Raw genomic sequence first — 16,583 nt, forward strand, 5'->3', positions numbered from 1 at the left:
CGCACTGCCATGGACCTTTTCCACAATCTGATTTTCGGCTTCGAGGTCGCGTTCTCCTGGCAGAACCTGCTGTATTGCCTGATCGGCGTGTCAGTCGGCACCTTGATCGGCGTGCTGCCCGGCATCGGCCCGCTCGCCACCATCGCGATGCTGCTGCCGATCACCTTCAACGTCGCCCCGGTCGGCGCGCTGATCATGCTAGCCGGCATCTATTACGGCGCACAGTATGGCGGCTCGACAACCGCCATCCTGGTCAATCTGCCGGGTGAGACCTCTGCGGTCGTCACCTGCATCGACGGCTACCAGATGGCGCGGCGGGGCCGCGCGGGCCCGGCGCTCGCGATCGCGGCGATTGGCTCGTTCGCCGCCGGCACCTTCGGCACGCTGCTCATTGCCATCGCCGGCCCGTCGCTCGCCGATCTCGCACTGAACTTCGGCGCGCCGGAATATTTCTCGCTGATGCTGATGGGTCTTGTCGCCGCCGCCGTGCTTGCGCAGGGCGATATCGTCAAATCGATCTCCATGGTGGTGATGGGCCTGCTGCTTGGCATCGTCGGCACCGACGTCAACACCGGCGTGCAGCGCTTCTCATTCGGCATCACCGAATTGTCCGACGGCATCGGCTTCATCGTGGTCGCTGTCGGCGTGTTCGCCATCGGCGAGATCGTCGCCAATCTCGGCGACCCCGAGAAGCGCGCGGTGTTTACTGAGAAGGTGAAAAACCTGATGCCGACCATGGAAGACATGAAAGCCTCGATCGGCCCGATCACGCGCGGCACCTTGCTCGGCTCGTTCTTCGGCGTTCTGCCCGGCACCGGGCCGGCCATCGCATCGTTCTCCTCCTACATGGTGGAGAAGAAGCTTGCGAAGGACCCGTCGCGCTTCGGCAAGGGCGCGATCGAAGGCGTTGCCGGACCGGAGTCGGCCAACAATGCCGATGCGCAATGCAAATTCATCCCGATGCTGGCGCTCGGCCTGCCCGCTTCGGGCGTCATGGCGCTGATGCTCGGCGCACTCACGATCCAGGGCATTCAGCCGGGGCCGGAGGTCATGACCACGCGGCCCGAATTGTTCTGGGGTCTCGTCGCCAGCATGTGGATCGGCAACGCCCTGCTCGTGGTGCTCAATCTGCCGATGATCGGGCTCTGGGTGAAGCTTCTGAGGGTACCCTATCGGCTGCTGTTTCCCGCTATCATGGCGTTCTCGGCCATCGGCATTTACAGCGTCAACAACTCGTCATTCGAGATCTATCTTACCGCGATCTTCGGCGTGATCGGCTTCATCTGGATCAGACTCGGCTGCAGCCCGGCGCCGATGCTGCTCGGCTTCGTGCTTGGCCCGATGATGGAAGAGCACCTGCGCCGCGCCATGCTGATGTCGAAGGGCAACCCGTCGGTGTTTTTCACCCGGCCAATCAGCCTCGCCTTCCTGATCGCGACGCTCGGCATCTTGATCGTGATGATCGCGCCTGCGGTACGCCGCCGGCGTGTCGAGATCGCGGGGTGACACCATACTCGAACTTGAAGAAACGCTGATCGAACTATCCCCGTCACCCTGAGGCGCTCGGCCGAAGGCCGAGCCTCGAAGGGCGACGGCCCGGGATTTCGGGGCCGCATCCTTCGAGGCTCGCTTCGCTCGCGCCTCAGGATGACGGTGAGAGAGTGTGGTCGCGGCTTGAAGAAGTGCCGCGCTTAAGCCCAGTTCAGCCGCTTCAGGATCGCCTTGCCCATCACCCAGTCCTTGTCTTCCTCGGACAGGAACGACAACTCCTTGGTGAACTGCTCGATGCGCTGGCGGTAGGTCGCCTTGGCGAAAGAGTTCGTCATGTCCGTGCCCCAATACGAGCGTTGCGGACCGTAGGCATCGAAGCAGCGCTTGATGTGCTCGGACGTGTCGCGGAATGGGTACGCCTCCTGGGAGAAAGTCCCCGCCGCCGACACCTTCACCGAGACGTTCGGGTATTTCGCAAGCTTCACCACCTCGTCGATCGCAGACTTGGTGCGCCCTTCCTTGCCGATCTCCGCGGTCATGCCCATGTGGTCGATGATCAGCGCCAATCCGGGATGGCGCTCGGCGATGGGCGCAAAGCGCGGCAGGTTGTCCGGCGCAAAGAACATGATCGGCACGCCCGCCTTCTCGGCCGCCGGGAAAATCCAGTTGGCGTGCTCGAGCATCGCCGCCTGCTCGCGCTGGAAGGTGAGCCGGATGCCGAGCATGCCCGGCTGCTCCTTCCACTTCGGCAACAATGCTGCCGACTCCGGCTTCTCCAGCGCGATACGCCCCATGATGCCGAAACGCTTGGGATAGCGCTTCGCGGCTTCGAGTGCGTAGTCGTTGCGATCGCCCGGCCATGACGGCGGCACCACGACAACGCGGTCGACGCCGGCCTCGTCCATCATCGGCACGAGCTTCTCGATGGTGAAGGGCTCCGGCAGCTGTGGCTTCCGCCCCGGCACCCATTTCCAGTCCTCTGACTCGGCCTTCCACAGATGGACCTGCGCGTCGACGATCATGCGCTTCTTTTCGGATTGAGCCATGGCTTTGGACATTCCCTGCACCGCGAGCGTTGCGCCCGCGGCTGCTGTTGTGTGGATGAACTGTCGGCGTGATGGCATGTCAGACCTCCCAGGCAAAACACCGCCATTCTGATGATGGCGTGCGAAGCCCAAGTCTGCGCCCTTCCCGGGCGTGTCTCAATGCCGGTATTGGCTTTACGGGATCAGCAATATTTTTCCGAAGTGCTGGTTGGCGCGCATGTGCTCGTGGCCGGCGCGCGCCTCACTGAGCGGATAGGTCTTGTCGATCGGCACGCGGATGCGGCCGGCCTTCACGTCGTCCCACAGGTCGGAACGCATCTTTATGAGGATGTCGCGCACCTCTTCCACGGTGCGGGTGCGGAATGTCACGCCGATGTAATCGATGCGCTTTCTCGCATGCAGATCGAAATCGAACTCGGCCTTCATGCCGGCGAGCCGGCCGATGTTGACGATACGGCCGAGCAGCGCGGTCGCCTCCATGGTCTGGCTCACGGTCGGCCCCGACAGCATGTCGACCGTGAGATTGACGCCCTTGCCGCCGGTCGCCTCGAGCACCTGCTGCGGCCATTTCGGATCACGGGTGTCGACCGCGAGATCGGCGCCGAACTCCTTGAGGCGTGCGCGGCGCGCTTCATTGGTCGAGGTGCCGACGACGAGCTTGGCGCCCATCAGCTTGGCGATCTGCAATCCGATGAGGCCGACGCCGGAGCTCGCGCCCTGCACCATCACGGCTTCGCCGGCCTTCATACGGCCCGCGGTGACCAGCGCGTTGTGCAGCGTGTTGAGCCCGATCGGCAGGGTCGCCGCTTGCTCGAAGCCCATGCTGTCCGGCACCTTCATGGCGCGGCCATAATCGCTGACCGCATATTCGGCGTGGCTGCCGGGGCTGTGGCACATCACCCGGTCGCCCACTTTGAAGTCGTGCACCTCGCCGCCGACCTCGACCACCTCACCGGAAAACTCGCTGCCGACCGGCCGGCCTGTGGCGGCGCCATGGCTGGTGTCACCGCGCGCCGAGCCGAGATCGGCGCGGTTGAGCGCAATGGCTTTGATCTTGATCAGGATATCGGAGGGCTTCGGCTTGGGCGCGGGTACGTCCGCAATGACAACGCCGCTCGGCGACGCAACACCAGCCTTCATGGTCCTGCCCCTTGTCCTGTCAACGATGAAACGAAAGCGCCGCGCGCGTCAGCTCACGGCCTTCTGCGCCTTCATGCTGTCCAGCCACGGACAGACGCCGGTCATCTGATTGTAGTTGCCCTCGATCACCTGCACCGGCTGGCGCAGCCCTGCCTCGGCCGAAGCGATGCAAAGCTGACGCGACTCCTCGCGCTTCTCCGGCGTCATCCACTTGCGGTCATGACCCCAGAGGCTCGGACCGAGCTTTCGCTCGAACGGCTTCCAGGTGCTGTCATCGATACACTGGCCGCCCCAGCCGTACTCCACCATAAAGCCCGACGGATTGTAGGTGTAGAACGAGGTCATGTAGTCGCCGGAGTGGCGGCCGAGCGTCACCGCGATGTTGTCGGGATTGCCGAGCGCGAGATCGTAGCCCTGGCCCATGTCGTCGAAACTGTAGAGCTCGACCATCATGTGATGGACCATGTTCTTGCCGGTCTCCATCATCGCGAAGCTGTGGTGCCGCGGATTGACGTGGAAGAAATAGCCCTCGAACGGGCGCTTCCAGAAATCGCTGAGCTTGAATTCCAGGATGTCCTGATAGAACGGCATCGCATCCGCAAGCCGCTCGAAGTGCATCACCACGTGGCCCATGCCGAGCGGCCCGGTGCGGAAGCCCGAGATGTTACGGCCGGGCCGGAACGGGTCGGACGCGGTCGCGGCGCCATGGAAGAACTCGAGCCGGTTGCCGCCCGGATCGCTTGTCACGATCAGGTCCTTCACGTGGCGCTCGTCGGCCAGTGCGCGGGAGCCTCGCGCCACCTTGGTGCCACGAGCTTCGAGCTTGGCCCCGATCGCGTCGAGGCTGGCCGCGTCCGCCACCTCCCAGCCGAAGAAACCGATGCCCTGCCCGCCGTCGGCCTCGACCACGATGCGCTGCTTGCGGTCGTCCATGCGCAACGCCATGGTCGAGCGCGACTTGTCGATGCGCTGCATGCCCAGGAAGTTCTGGCCGTAGGCCGCCCAGTCCTCGAGGCTGCTGCAGCGGACCCCGACATATCCCAGTGCTTGCACGTGCATTGGCCGTTTCCCGTTTGCGGTTCGATTTGCGCGCATTTTAGCACGGCACGGGCGTCGGCAAAGACCGGCTCTGCCAGGTCGCCGGCAACGGGTGCCAGGCCTACGCGTAGACGGATTTCACCCGGTTCCGGATTTGCGGCGAATCCACCGCATAGCGGTAGGCCCGGAACACCTCGTTCGATGGGTCGCCCACCCGGTCCGGTCCCATGAATGGGCTGACATACTCCCAGACGATCTCGCCCTCGGGCGTGACCTCGAACAGCCGTCCCCACTGCCCTTCGCAGATCAGCGTGTTGCCGGTGGGCAGCCGCTGGGCTCCGCTGATGTGAGGGCTGAAGAAGGTGTAGGACGGCTTCGCCCGATATTCCCACACCGTTTTGTGCGTGGCCGGATCGATCTCGATCACCCGCGAGAACGGATTGGTCGTGGTGTTGATGCCGTTGGCAAACAGCGTGACGTTGCCGTTCGGCAGCAGCACGCAGTCGTGCTGCATGCCGAAGCTGTCGTCACGGTGCTCCCATTTCATCTTTTTGGTCTGCCGGTCGATCAGCCCGATCATGTTGAGACGGCGGAAGCTGATGTAGATGTCGCCGTTCGGGAGCGGAAAGATCGCGTTGGCGTGCGCGAACTCGTCGCGAAGCTGGTTCGACACCAGCGGATATTTCTCGATCTCCATATCGCAACACGCCTGCCACTCCCACACCGTCTTTCCGTCCGGCGTGATCTCCAGGATCGTGTCGCCATACATGCAGCCGTCGGGATGGCTGGTGCCGGCAAGCCCGCCGGGAATCCGTTTCGCGAAGTCGGGCGGGACCAACTCCCAGCCCAGGAAGAGAGTGTTTCCGTTCGGCAGCCGCCGCAGGTCGTGGTGCTGGCCGACATGGGTGTGCTCCCAGAGCACCTTGCCGTTCCAGTCGTATTCACGGATGAGCCCGCCGCGACCGCCCATGTGCTGTGGGCCTTCCTTCAGGCGCCCCGACCAGAGCAGGTTGCCGTTCTCCAAGAGATATCCGTAGGTGCCGGTCACCAGCGGATGGTGCCACTCATGCACGACGTCGCCGTGCAGTCCGATGATGTAGGTCGCCTTGCCGTTCAGCGGCGAGAACAGTGTGTAGCCGGGCGTGGTGCGCTCGCGGTCGTGAACCAGCACCCCGAATTCGCGATGACGCATGCGTCTACCCCCTTGCGCGCCGCGGCTCGGCGCTCCTCTGTGTTTTTTCGACTTGCATTTCTTCCGCCAGCATCCGCTCCGCCTCGGCCGTCATGACGGCGAGGACCTTGTCGAACACGCGGAACTCCGCCGCCGAAACGCTGCCTTCGAGCCGCTCCTGCCGCTCGCGGACGAAAGGTCTCGTGGCGTTGGCGATCGAACGGCCGGCCGGTGTGAGGCGGACCACCCGCAGGCGGCGGTCCTCCGCATCGACGACCCGCGTCGCGAGGCCCCGGTCGATGAGATCCGTCAGGGCGCGGGTGGCATGCGCCTTGTCGAGCTGGGTGTGGCGGGCGATCTCCCGGATCGACAGCGCGTCAGATTGCGAAAGCACCGCCACGATCCGGTGCTCGGCGAGATTGAGTCCGAATTCGCGGCGGCCGTACAGCAAGGTCTGCTGCGCCAGCGCATCGGCGATCCTGCTGAAGCGATAGCCGAACCGGCGTTCGAACGGCACCTGCGGTTCGGCGCGGGATGAGGTGGGCCTTGGCATGGGTCTTCGCATAACCGAATTCATTGTAATCTCAATGTTGACTTTGCAATGACCTCATGGAAATTTCAACGACATAAAAATACGCAAAGCCCATCAAGAGCGCTTGCCGATCCGTACCAGGGAGGTGTCCATGCACATTGAGGCGTGGTTGCGGGACTGCGCATTCGGCGTCCTTTTATCGCTTGTGATTTCCTTGCCGGTTGTCGCCGAGGACGCCGGCGATTATCCGAACCGCCCGATCCGCGTGATCGTCCCGGTGGGAGCAGGCGCAGGCATCGACAACGCGGCGCGGATCACGGCGGCGGCTGCGGAAAAATACATCGGCCAGAAATTCATCATCGAGAACAAGCCTGGCGCCAGCCAGAGGCTCGGCGCTTCGCTGGTCGCAAGGTCCGCTCCGGACGGGTACACGCTGTTGTTCACCAGCCCCTCCCCGGTCGTGGTGCAGGAGTTCTTCCCGCCCAAGCTCGACTACGACCCGGCGCAGGACCTCCAGCCGGTGGTCAATGGGATGTTCCAGCCGGCCGTGCTGGTCGTGCGGCCCTCGCTCGGCGTCAAATCGGTCGATGAATTCGTGGCCTACGCCAAGAAGAATCCCGGCAAGCTGTCGTTCGGGGTGCAGGGCATCGGCGGCGAGATGCATCTTTCGCTCGAGCACTTCAAGAAGACTGCCGGAGTGGACATCACCCCTGTGCCTTACAACGCCGGAACTCAGGCGATCGTCGATCTCCTGGCCGACCGGCTCGATGCCATGTTCCTGGTGGTGCCGCCGATCAAGGCGCACCTGGAGAGCGGCAAGCTGATCGCGCTCGCGACGCTCAATGCCAAGCGTATCGAAGCGCTGTCGAATGTGCCGACGATGGCCGAGCTCGGCCGCAACGAAATGACGGGCACGATCTGGTTCGGCTATCTGGCGCCCGCGAAAACACCGAAGCCGATCATCGACAAACTTGCGCGCGCGTTTGGACAGCTGCGTTCGGATGCCGACCTGTCCAAGCGGGTGGCCGAGATGGGTTCGGAGCTGGCGCCGATCGGTCCGGCCGAATTCGGCAAGCTGATCGAGAGTGACCGCAAGCGCTACGGCCAGATCGTCAGGGACGGCAATCTCGCAGCGCAGAAATAACCACCTGCTCAATCCACCTTGATATTGGCGTCCTTCGCCACCGCCTGCCATTTGCCGTATTGCGCGGCGATGAATGCCGCGAAATCGGCGGGTGTACCCGGCGTCGAGACCGCGCCAAGCCGCGCGATGGTGGCCTGGATCTCGTCCGACTTGAGCCCTTCGTTGATTGCGGCGTTGAGCATGCCGACGATATTCGCAGGCGTTCCCGCCGGGGCCGCAATGCCGTTGAAGGTCGTCACCTCGTAGTTCGGCACGCCGGCCTCCATCATCGTTGGGAGGTCAGGTGCAAGGGCCGTACGCTGGCCGCTGGTCACCGCCAGCGCTCTCAGCTTTCCCTCGCGGATCAGCGGCAACAGGATGGTGACGCTCTCGAAGGTCATTTCGACGGTGCCGCTCAGCACCGCGGTGACGGCCTCGCCGCCGCTGCGGAACGGCACGCCGGTGAGCTTGGCGCCCGAGCGCGCCATGAACAGTTCGCCGGTCAGATGCGGCAAGCCGCCTGCGCCGGTGTGGCCATAGTTGAGCTGGCCCGCATGGGCCTTGGCGTCCTCCACCAGGTCCTTGACCGTCTTCCATGGCCGCGACGGCTGCACCACCAGGATCTGATAGCTCTCCGACACCTTGGCGACCGCGGCGAAATTCGTCACCGGGTGATAACCCGCGCTCGCCGACACCGCAGGCCTGACGGCAAGCACGCTCGTGTTGCCCGCCAGGAGCGTGTAGCCGTCCGGCGGCGCCGCGATCACCGCTCGGGCGCCAAGCGCGCCACCGGCACCGGCACGGTTCTCGACCACGACCGGTTGTCCGAGCTTGGGTTGTAGAATCTGCGAAGCGAGCCGCGCCGGCACGTCGGTCGGGCCGCCCGAGGCCGCCGGCACGATGATCTTGATCGGCTTGTCCGGATACTGCTGAGCATTCGCCACTGCCGTCATCAGCCCGAGCGCCAATGCTGCGAGCGCCCAAGGCGCCTGCCTGCCCGTCATGGTGTCCTCCCGGTCCGGCCGGATTTTGTGGCGCGCGGCGCGCCGGCATCCGGTCCAATGGACGAAAGCATGGCCATGCTGTGGCCAATTGACAACAGCTCTGCGGCGGCTCATTGGGGCCACGAATTATTCGCCCCGGAACGGCTGGCGGCTTCCACCGCCCATGCACATATCCGGCCCTCCGTTTCATCAGACTGCAATCACCGTGAATCCAATCCTTTCCATCGCCAATCTCTCGAAGACTTATGCGTCGGGTTTTCAGGCGCTCAAGAAGATTGATCTCGACATCGAGCGCGGCGAGATTTTCGCGCTGCTCGGGCCGAACGGCGCCGGCAAGACCACGCTGATCGGCATCATCTGCGGCATCGTCAACGCCACCACCGGCACCGTGACGGTCGCCGGCCACGACCACGTCCGCGATTTTCGCGCGGCGCGCTCGATGATCGGCCTCGTGCCGCAGGAGCTCCACACCGACGCCTTCGAAACCGTCTGGGCCACGGTGAGCTTCAGCCGCGGCCTGTTCGGCAAGCCGGCCAACCCGACGTATGTCGAGAAGGTGCTGCGCGACGTCGCGCTGTGGGACAAGAAAGACTCCAAGATCATGACGCTGTCCGGCGGCATGAAGCGCCGGGTGCTGATCGCGAAAGCGTTGGCACACGAGCCGCAGATCCTGTTCCTCGACGAGCCGACCGCTGGCGTCGACGTCGAGCTGCGCAAGGATATGTGGGAGGTGGTGCGCGAGCTGCGCAACGCCGGCGTCACCATCATCCTCACCACCCACTACATCGAGGAAGCCGAGCTGATGGCCGACCGTGTCGGCGTCATCAACAAGGGCGAGCTGATCCTGGTCGAGCGCAAGACCGAGCTGATGCACAAGCTCGGCAAGAAGCAGATGACCTTCGAGCTGCAGCAGAAGCTCGATTCCATCCCGGGCGCACTGGCCGAGCATAATCTGGCGCTGTCGGAGGACGGCCATTCGCTGACCTACACCTATGAGGCGCAGGGCGAACACCGTGGCGTGACGCGGCTGGTCGAGGAGCTTCTGCGCCAGAACATCCGGCTCAAGGACATCAACACCACGCAAAGCTCGCTCGAGGACATTTTCGTCGACCTGGTGAGGAACGACCAATGAATCACCGGGCGATCTGGGCAATCTACAAGTTCGAGATGGCGCGCACCGGGCGCACCATCTTCCAGAGCATCGTGTCGCCGGTGCTCTCGACTTCGCTCTATTTCATCGTGTTCGGCGCCGCGATCGGCTCGAAGATCCCGCAGGTCGACAACGTCAACTACGGCGCCTTCATCGTGCCGGGGCTGATCATGATGACTCTGCTCACGCAGAGCGTCATGAACGCCTCGTTCGGCATCTATTTCCCGCGCTTCGTCGGCACGATCTTCGAGATTCTGTCGGCACCGATTTCCGCCTTCGAGATCGTGGCGGGCTACGTCGGCGCGGCCGCGACCAAATCGATTATCCTCGGCCTGATCATTCTCGCCACCGCCGGCCTGTTCGTGCCGCTTCGGATCGAGCACCCGCTGATGATGCTCGCCTTCTTGGTGCTGACGTCGGCGACCTTCAGCCTGTTCGGCTTCATCATCGGGCTCTGGGCCGAGGGCTTCGAGAAGCTGCAGATCATCCCGCTGCTCATCCTCACGCCGCTGACATTCCTGGGTGGCAGCTTCTATTCGATCAACGTGCTGCCGCCGTTCTGGCAGATGGTGAGCCTCGTCAATCCGATCGTCTATCTGATCTCGGGCTTCCGCTGGAGCTTCTACGAGGTTTCCGACGTCAATGTCGTCGTGAGCATCGTGATGATCGGGGTGTTCCTCGCCGCGTGCCTCGGCATCATCTGGTGGTTCTTCAAGACCGGCTACAAGATCAAGAAGTGACGCGGAACCCAGCGGCCGCTTGCGTGTTGGCACGAGGGCGTGCCGGCAGAGCGAGTGACGATGGGGCAAGGGCGGATCGCGGTCATCGAGGCGATGCGAGGCTTCGCCGCGATTTCGGTCGCGCTCTTTCACTTTTCGGTCCAATTGGAGGGCCCTGTCAGAGCCATATTCGGCTATGGCTGGCTCGGCGTTGACGTCTTCTTCGTGATTTCGGGTTTCGTCATCCCGTTGTCGCTGTTCGGCCGCGGCTACTCGCTCCGGCAATTTCCGCAATTCCTGATGCGCCGGATGGTCCGGCTGGAGCCGCCTTATCTCGCCAGCATCGTACTGGTTCTGGCGGTGTGGTCGCTGGCAGCGGTTGCGGTCGGATTGGGCGACGACCGGCCGGAGTATTCATGGGCGCAGGTGGCATCGCACCTGCTCTACGCCATCCCGCTGACCCACTACACATGGATCAGCGAGGCCTACTGGTCTCTGGCCTACGAGTTCGTCTTCTACATCGTCGCCGGATTGACCTTTGCCAGCCTGATCGAATGGTCGATCGAATGGACCGTGCTGCTGGCGCTGGCGATCATGGGCGCCCTCTACCCCGTGGAGCACGCGTTCGACGTCTGCATCGTCGAGTTTCTCGTCGGCGTCATCGCCATGCGTATCGTGACCGGCACGGGCGATCCCCGCCGACTGTGGTTCTGGCTCGCGGCGAGCATTGCGGCTTCGCTCGCCATCGCGGGCGTGTGGGTCGCCGGCGCGATCACGGCGGCAGCCGCGGCCATTCTGTTTTTGCGGCAGCAGGAATTCGGCGGCTGGTCCCTGGCCATCGGCTCGATGTCCTATTCGCTCTACCTGACCCACACCTCGTTCGGCATTCTCGTGATGCAGGCCGGCAAGGGCTTCGACATCGGCCTGCCCTACCAGATCCTGCTGATGATGGTCGCGCTGACGATCGCCCTGGCGTTCGCGTTCGTGTTCGCTCAGATCATCGAGCGGCCGTCGATGCAGGTATCTCGCCAGATCGCCGCCTGAGAGCCTTATCTGGCGCGCAACTCAGCCATCTTGGTCCAGGCCAGCGCGGCGAGCGGCACCACGGCAATCAGCACCGCGGTCACGCCCGCCGCCGGCAGGCTCGCGCATTCCACCAACGGGCCTGTCACCACAGCAGCGAGCAAGGTCATCGCACCGCCGCCGCTTTCGCTCACGCCGATGGCGCGGCCGCGATGCTGGGTCTCGACCAGATCGGCGATCAGCGCGGTCGAGGCCACATTGGCGCCGCACCAGCCGAGCCCGACCAGGAAGGTGCCGAGCGTCACCGACATATAACCGTCGGCGAAGGCCACGAGCAACGCGCCAATCAGCGCGATGCCGACGCCCGGATACATCACCCATTCGCGGCCGTAGCGGTCGGATGCCCAGCCGAGCGGGATCGTGAACGCGAACATGCCGGCGGCGTGGAAGGCGTGAGAGATCGCAATCGAGGTGAGCGAGTATCCATGATGCGAGAGCACCAGCGACGTCAGCACCATGACGATCGCCATGTTGCCCTGCCCGGCACAGTTCGACAGGATCGCAAGCCGCGTCGGAATCCTGCGCAGCAGATCCCACGAATTGAATTCGGACACAGCGCCCGCCGCGGGCTTCGGCGGCGGCACGTAGTCCGGATAGTAGCGCTCCAGATGCATGCCGATCTCCTTCGGATCGGGCCGCACGAAGGTCACGAGCACCATGCCGCCGAGAATGAGCACCGGCATCATCAGCCACGGCAGGCCGAGCGCATTTAAGCCGGTGCGCGCCGAGATGTGGTCGGCAAGGCCCATCACCATCGGGCTCAGCACGATGCCCACGAGTGAGCCGGTGGCGATGAAGCCCAGCGCCAGACCGCGCTGACGCGGCCGGTACATATCGGCGGCGGCAACGCGAAGCTGCTGTGCCGCGCTGATGCCCATGGAGAACACGATCATGCCGAGCGTCAGCCCGATCGCGCTGTTCGCCAGCATCGCAAGGCCGGACGCGAACGTCCCGATCAGCGCGAGCCCCTGCCCGAACAGCACGCCGGGCTTGCGACCGTAATTGTCGGTGATGCGGCCGACCGGATAGGACACCAGGAAACGGCTGACACCGAACAGGCCGACGGTGAGGCCTGCGAGGCTCGCCGAGCCGGTCACCGCGATCACCATCAGCGGGCCGATGCCGTAGGCGAGCTGCGTACCTGCGCCGACAAAGGCCTGCGACAGCGCCAAGAGAATCGTATTGCGCTTGATCAGCGGCGGGATCGTGCCCGCCGGGGCAACCGGCTTGTGCACTTAGGTGTTCGCGAGTTGGGGCTGCGTGCGTGTGGCTGCGGGCTTGGGCGCCGGACCCGAGAACGCCGGCATGATGTCGTGCGCGAACGCGCGCAGGTTCTCGCGCGAGCCTGCCGGCCCGGTGAGCAGAACATGCTCGACGCCCGCGGCGCGCAGCCGCGACAGCTTGGTCGCGATCTCGTCCGGCGTGCCGAACATCGCGCTTTCGGCTGCCGCGTCCAATGTCTGGTCGAACGACAGCATGCTCGACTTGCTGTTGCCATCCGGGGTCTGGGACAATTTCGCGAGCCGCGTCTGGTTCGCAAGACGGGCTTCGACCGCCTTCTGCTTGTCCTCGGCGTTCTTGGCCACATAGAAGGCGCGGCTGACCGCGACGTCCATCGGATCGAACTTGCGCCCGCAGGCCTCGACCTCGGCCTTGTAGATGTTGAAGCGGTCGATCGCGAGCTGCGTCGAGGCGAGCTGGTCGAGCATCAGCTTGGCGCCGCGCCGCGCCACCTTGCGGATCGAGTCCGGATTTCCGGCCGCCATCCAGATCGGCGGATGCGGCTTCTGCCGGGTCGGCGGCTCGACGATGATGTTCTCGAAATTCCAGTACTTGCCGTGATGCGAGAAGCGCTCGTTCGAGGTCCAGGACTTGATGATCAGGCCGAGTCCTTCCTCGAAGCGCTCGTCGGCCTCCTCGATCGGGATGCAGAAGCTCGCGAACTCGTTGTGGCGATAGCCCTTGCCGACGCCGAACTCGAGCCGGCCGCCGGAGAGCAGATCGATCGTGGCGGCCTGCTCGGCGAGCAGCACCGGGTTGTGCCAGGGCAGCACGATCACCGCGGTGCCCAGCCGTAGCGTCTTGGTGCGGGCCGCGACCCAGGTCAGGAGATTCAGTGACGCGGACACCTGACCGAAGCCGGTGAAATGATGCTCGACCACGAAGGTCGAGTCGTATCCCAGCGCCTCGGCCTCGACGTTGTATTCGATGTAGTCCTTGAAGCCCTGACCGCTGTCGAGGTCGGGGCCGCCGCGTTGCGCCTGCGCGCTGCCGAACAGTCCGAATTTCATCCTTGGGCATCCATTTTTTCGATTGCCGCCAATCTAGTGAGTCGGGCGGTCCCTGTCAGCGGCGTCGACGGTGGCACGGCCCCGGCCGCATCGGCGGTGAACTTCCTCCCCCTGGAAGGGGGGGCGGGGTGGGGGTCAGTTTGCGCGAGAAGCAGCGCCGACAGCTATTCCGCATCAAGGAACAGGCTGCGACCGGTCGACCGCGGCGCCGCGGAGGTAGACCGCCGAAATCTTCCGGGTGTTCTTGATGTCGTCGAGCGGATTGGCGTCCAACACGATGAAGTCGGCGCTCTTGCCGGCCTCGAGCGTGCCGGCGTCCGCGATCCGCAGGAACTGGGCGCCGTTCTTCGTGGAGGCGATCAGCACCTGGGCCGGGGTCATGCCGGCCAGCACCATATCCTCCATCTCCTCATGCGGCCCCCACGGCCGGTTGCCGTCGGTGCCCATGACGATGAACACGCCGGCCGCGTTCATCTTGGCGAGATTGCGCGCCTGGATGCCGTGGAATTGCTGCACCTTCGGCAGGTCGAGGTTTTCCCGTTCGAGCTTGGCGAACTCCTCGGGCGTCATGCCGGCCTGCATCCAGCTCCGGTCGACCTTCACGCCGCGGTCCGGCAGGTTCGGATTGAGCACGATGCCCGGCCGCGCCTTGAACATCGCCACGGTTTCTTCGTCGACGTCCTGATCGCGGATGCCATGAGCGAAAGCGTCGATGCCGGCGCGCATCAGGCCCTTGGCGTCCTCCATGTTGAAGACGTGCGCGATCGCACGGATGCCTGCTTTGTGCGCCTCGTCGATCGCGGCGCCGTATTGCGCGGGCGTGACCTTCTGGACCTTGCCGTCGCGATCGTCGACCCAGATCTTGATGAGCTGCACGCCGAGCGCGACGTTTTCGCGGACCGCCTTGCGGGCCTCATCCTCGCTCTCGATCTGGAAGGTCGGCCGCATCGGCTCCTTGCGGGTGATGCCGTGGCCGGCGCTGAGGAAGCGCGCAGCGCCTGGAATGACCTCGTTGCGCACCGAAAGCAGTTCAAGATTGTCGAGGCCGAGACTCTGGGCGGCACCGACGCCCCAGTAGCCGCGCTGCCGGAGATCGCGAATGAGCTTGTCGCGCGTGTAGCTCAGGTGCACATGGCTGTCGATCAGCGCCGGCATCACGGTCTTGCCGGAGACATTCACGCGCTTGGCGTCGGCGGGCACGGTCACGCCCGCGCCGGCCTGCACGATCTTCGTGCCGTCCATCAGCAGCGTGGCGTTCTCGATGACACGGCCATCGCCGACGATCAGCCGCGCGCCTTCAAAGGCGGTCACGTCGGCCAGCGCAGAACCAGAGAATTGAGAGAGTGCACAAAAAACTGCGGCCGTGGCCGCGACTGCATTCACCCGGCGCATGAAAGCCCCCTGTCGTGAAATGGCACCACGACAGGGTAGCGCGTCTGAGTTGCAGCCGATACAGGCTGGAGCGCGATTCAGTGGAGATGAAGCGGTTGCAGCGCAGGCAGTGAACTCCCTCTCCCGTGGGGAGAGGGTTGGGGTGAGGGTGTACGGACTATCGATAGACCGTACACCCTCACCCGCCGCGCTTCGCGCGTCGACCTCTCCCCACGGGAGAGGTGAAGAGCGCAAGTGGCGAGAGTCGATTTCAGTCTCGCTGTTTATTCAGTCTCGCTGTTTACGCCGCCTGCTTGGCGATCTGAGCCTTCAGCCGGCCGTAGACCTTGTAGGCATTGCCTTCGAAGATCTTCGCCTTGTCAGCATCCGACAGCGCGGCCTTGTCGACGTAGCGCTTGGTGTCGTCGAAGCCGAAGCCGGTGCGTGGGTCGTTGCCCTTGACGGCGCCGACCATCTCCGAGGCGAACAGGATATTGTCGACCGGCACCACCTTGGTGAGCAGGTCGATGCCCGGCTGATGATAGACGCAGGTGTCGAAGAAGATGTTGTTGCCCATGATCTCGGCAAGCTCGGGCTTGCCGTTGTTGAGGGCGATGCCGCGGAAGCGGCCCCAGTGGAACGGCACCGCGCCGCCGCCGTGCGGGATGATGAACTTCAGCTTCGGGAACTGCTTGAACAGGTCCGACAGGATGACCTGCATGAACACCGCGGTGTCGGCGTTCAGGTAATACGAGCCGGTGGTGTGCATCGCCGGATTGCAGCAGCCCGAGACGTGGATCATGCACGGGCAGTCCAGCTCGATCATCTTCTCGTAGACCGGGAACCACGACTTATCGGTCATCGGCGGCGAATTGAAATAGCCGCCGGACGGATCGGGATTCAGGTTGCAGCCGACGAAGCCCATCTTCACACAGCGCTCGAGCTCGGCAACAACCCCCTTCGGGTCGACGCCGGGCGACTGCGGCAGCTGGCAGACGCCAATGAAATTCTTGGGATAGAGGCTGACCACCCGAGCGATCAGGTCATTGCAGATCTGCGACCATTCGATCGAAACGCTCTCGTCGCCGATGTGGTGGCCCATGCCCGAGGCGCGCGGTGAGAAGATCGTGAGGTCGGTGCCGCGGTCCTTCTGCAGCTTGAGCTGGTTCTGCTCGATACTTTCCCTGATCTCGTCGTCGGACATCTTGAGCTGCGCCCGCGCCGGCATCCTGCTCTTGTCCTTGGCGTTGGCAGCCTCGGTCTGCTCCTTGCGGAAGCGGTGCAGGTCCTTCGGCTCGGTCGTGTAATGGCCGTGGCAGTCGATGATCATGGATTTCCCGAGGTCTTGTGGTTTGTGTCGGCCGGATGCTACGGCCCGCGGCGGCATTGTCAAACCCGCCGAGGCATCTGATAGGATGCCGCCC

Annotated in this window: 15 protein-coding genes; 5 read left to right on the forward strand and 10 right to left on the reverse strand. The window is 64.1% G+C overall.

Annotated elements, in window-relative coordinates; translation table 11 throughout:
• Nucleotides 1-9 precede the first annotated feature (9 nt).
• Nucleotides 10-1,506, forward strand: a complete 1,497-nt coding sequence (locus tag RHPLAN_RS29045; protein ID WP_068025711.1) for a tripartite tricarboxylate transporter permease — start codon at nucleotides 10-12, stop codon at nucleotides 1,504-1,506.
• A gap of 185 nt (nucleotides 1,507-1,691) precedes the next feature.
• Here RHPLAN_RS29045 and RHPLAN_RS29050 read toward each other — a convergent pair whose 3' ends face one another.
• From RHPLAN_RS29050 to RHPLAN_RS29070, 5 genes are all read right to left on the reverse strand, one after another.
• Nucleotides 1,692-2,615, reverse strand: a complete 924-nt coding sequence (locus tag RHPLAN_RS29050; RefSeq protein WP_068025715.1) for an amidohydrolase family protein — start codon at nucleotides 2,613-2,615, stop codon at nucleotides 1,692-1,694.
• A gap of 96 nt (nucleotides 2,616-2,711) precedes the next feature.
• Entirely contained in the window at nucleotides 2,712-3,677 is a 966-nt protein-coding gene (locus RHPLAN_RS29055; RefSeq protein WP_068025717.1) for a quinone oxidoreductase family protein, read from the reverse strand.
• A 48-nt stretch (nucleotides 3,678-3,725) separates the two neighbouring features.
• Nucleotides 3,726-4,736 (reverse strand): VOC family protein, encoded by a 1,011-nt coding sequence (locus RHPLAN_RS29060; protein WP_068025719.1) that lies wholly within the window; start codon nucleotides 4,734-4,736, stop codon nucleotides 3,726-3,728.
• A 100-nt stretch (nucleotides 4,737-4,836) separates the two neighbouring features.
• Nucleotides 4,837-5,907, reverse strand: a complete 1,071-nt coding sequence (locus RHPLAN_RS29065) for an aryl-sulfate sulfotransferase (protein WP_068025721.1) — start codon at nucleotides 5,905-5,907, stop codon at nucleotides 4,837-4,839.
• A 4-nt stretch (nucleotides 5,908-5,911) separates the two neighbouring features.
• On the reverse strand, nucleotides 5,912-6,439 hold the full coding sequence (locus RHPLAN_RS29070; protein WP_068025723.1) for a MarR family winged helix-turn-helix transcriptional regulator: 528 nt from the start codon (nucleotides 6,437-6,439) through the stop codon (nucleotides 5,912-5,914).
• A gap of 130 nt (nucleotides 6,440-6,569) precedes the next feature.
• Here RHPLAN_RS29070 and RHPLAN_RS29075 point away from each other — a divergent pair, with 130 nt between their 5' ends.
• Nucleotides 6,570-7,562 carry a Bug family tripartite tricarboxylate transporter substrate binding protein gene (locus RHPLAN_RS29075; RefSeq protein WP_084245814.1) on the forward strand — a complete coding sequence of 331 codons (993 nt, stop codon included), beginning with the start codon at nucleotides 6,570-6,572 and terminating at the stop codon, nucleotides 7,560-7,562.
• Between the two features lie 8 nt (nucleotides 7,563-7,570).
• Here the strand turns inward: RHPLAN_RS29075 and RHPLAN_RS29080 are convergent, their stop codons facing one another.
• Nucleotides 7,571-8,545 (reverse strand): Bug family tripartite tricarboxylate transporter substrate binding protein, encoded by a 975-nt coding sequence (locus RHPLAN_RS29080; protein ID WP_068025734.1) that lies wholly within the window; start codon nucleotides 8,543-8,545, stop codon nucleotides 7,571-7,573.
• A gap of 205 nt (nucleotides 8,546-8,750) precedes the next feature.
• Here RHPLAN_RS29080 and RHPLAN_RS29085 point away from each other — a divergent pair, with 205 nt between their 5' ends.
• Genes RHPLAN_RS29085 through RHPLAN_RS29095 form a run of 3 tightly spaced genes read left to right on the forward strand, consistent with a single transcriptional unit; the run spans nucleotide 8,751 to nucleotide 11,458 of the window.
• Nucleotides 8,751-9,677: an ABC transporter ATP-binding protein gene (locus RHPLAN_RS29085; RefSeq protein WP_068031999.1), complete on the forward strand. Its 927-nt coding sequence runs from the start codon at nucleotides 8,751-8,753 to the stop codon at nucleotides 9,675-9,677.
• A complete protein-coding gene (locus RHPLAN_RS29090) occupies nucleotides 9,674-10,435 on the forward strand; it encodes an ABC transporter permease (protein ID WP_068025737.1) in 762 nt (253 codons plus the stop codon). The genes RHPLAN_RS29085 and RHPLAN_RS29090 overlap by 4 nt, the downstream gene beginning before the upstream one ends.
• A 60-nt stretch (nucleotides 10,436-10,495) precedes the next feature.
• On the forward strand, nucleotides 10,496-11,458 hold the full coding sequence (locus RHPLAN_RS29095; protein WP_068025739.1) for an acyltransferase family protein: 963 nt from the start codon (nucleotides 10,496-10,498) through the stop codon (nucleotides 11,456-11,458).
• Nucleotides 11,459-11,463: 5 nt separating this feature from the next.
• Here the strand turns inward: RHPLAN_RS29095 and RHPLAN_RS29100 are convergent, their stop codons facing one another.
• The 4 genes from RHPLAN_RS29100 to RHPLAN_RS29115 form a co-directional block, all read right to left on the reverse strand.
• Nucleotides 11,464-12,732 (reverse strand): MFS transporter, encoded by a 1,269-nt coding sequence (locus RHPLAN_RS29100; RefSeq protein WP_068025742.1) that lies wholly within the window; start codon nucleotides 12,730-12,732, stop codon nucleotides 11,464-11,466.
• Entirely contained in the window at nucleotides 12,733-13,788 is a 1,056-nt protein-coding gene (locus RHPLAN_RS29105; RefSeq protein WP_068025745.1) for an LLM class flavin-dependent oxidoreductase, read from the reverse strand. It abuts the gene before it with no gap.
• 174 nt (nucleotides 13,789-13,962) lie between these two features.
• Entirely contained in the window at nucleotides 13,963-15,099 is a 1,137-nt protein-coding gene (locus tag RHPLAN_RS29110) for an amidohydrolase family protein (protein ID WP_068025747.1), read from the reverse strand.
• Nucleotides 15,100-15,460: 361 nt separating this feature from the next.
• Nucleotides 15,461-16,489, reverse strand: coding sequence for an amidohydrolase family protein (locus RHPLAN_RS29115; RefSeq protein WP_068025748.1), 1,029 nt, complete (start codon nucleotides 16,487-16,489; stop codon nucleotides 15,461-15,463).
• Between the last annotated feature and the right edge of the window lie 94 nt (nucleotides 16,490-16,583).

Origin of the sequence: Rhodoplanes sp. Z2-YC6860 (genome assembly GCF_001579845.1) — a bacterium.
Taxonomy (GTDB): domain Bacteria; phylum Pseudomonadota; class Alphaproteobacteria; order Rhizobiales; family Xanthobacteraceae; genus Z2-YC6860.

What these genes read in the sequence shown, in the direction of transcription:
- RHPLAN_RS29045 (WP_068025711.1), top strand. Translation starts at nt 10, where the DNA reads ATGGACCTTTTCCACAATCTGATTTTCGGCTTCGAGGTCGCGTTCTCC.
- RHPLAN_RS29050 (WP_068025715.1), bottom strand. Translation starts at nt 2,615, where the DNA reads ATGCCATCACGCCGACAGTTCATCCACACAACAGCAGCCGCGGGCGCA.
- RHPLAN_RS29055 (WP_068025717.1), bottom strand. Translation starts at nt 3,677, where the DNA reads ATGAAGGCTGGTGTTGCGTCGCCGAGCGGCGTTGTCATTGCGGACGTA.
- RHPLAN_RS29060 (WP_068025719.1), bottom strand. Translation starts at nt 4,736, where the DNA reads ATGCACGTGCAAGCACTGGGATATGTCGGGGTCCGCTGCAGCAGCCTC.
- RHPLAN_RS29065 (WP_068025721.1), bottom strand. Translation starts at nt 5,907, where the DNA reads ATGCGTCATCGCGAATTCGGGGTGCTGGTTCACGACCGCGAGCGCACC.
- RHPLAN_RS29070 (WP_068025723.1), bottom strand. Translation starts at nt 6,439, where the DNA reads ATGCCAAGGCCCACCTCATCCCGCGCCGAACCGCAGGTGCCGTTCGAA.
- RHPLAN_RS29075 (WP_084245814.1), top strand. Translation starts at nt 6,570, where the DNA reads ATGCACATTGAGGCGTGGTTGCGGGACTGCGCATTCGGCGTCCTTTTA.
- RHPLAN_RS29080 (WP_068025734.1), bottom strand. Translation starts at nt 8,545, where the DNA reads ATGACGGGCAGGCAGGCGCCTTGGGCGCTCGCAGCATTGGCGCTCGGG.
- RHPLAN_RS29090 (WP_068025737.1), top strand. Translation starts at nt 9,674, where the DNA reads ATGAATCACCGGGCGATCTGGGCAATCTACAAGTTCGAGATGGCGCGC.
- RHPLAN_RS29095 (WP_068025739.1), top strand. Translation starts at nt 10,496, where the DNA reads ATGGGGCAAGGGCGGATCGCGGTCATCGAGGCGATGCGAGGCTTCGCC.
- RHPLAN_RS29105 (WP_068025745.1), bottom strand. Translation starts at nt 13,788, where the DNA reads ATGAAATTCGGACTGTTCGGCAGCGCGCAGGCGCAACGCGGCGGCCCC.
- RHPLAN_RS29115 (WP_068025748.1), bottom strand. Translation starts at nt 16,489, where the DNA reads ATGATCATCGACTGCCACGGCCATTACACGACCGAGCCGAAGGACCTG.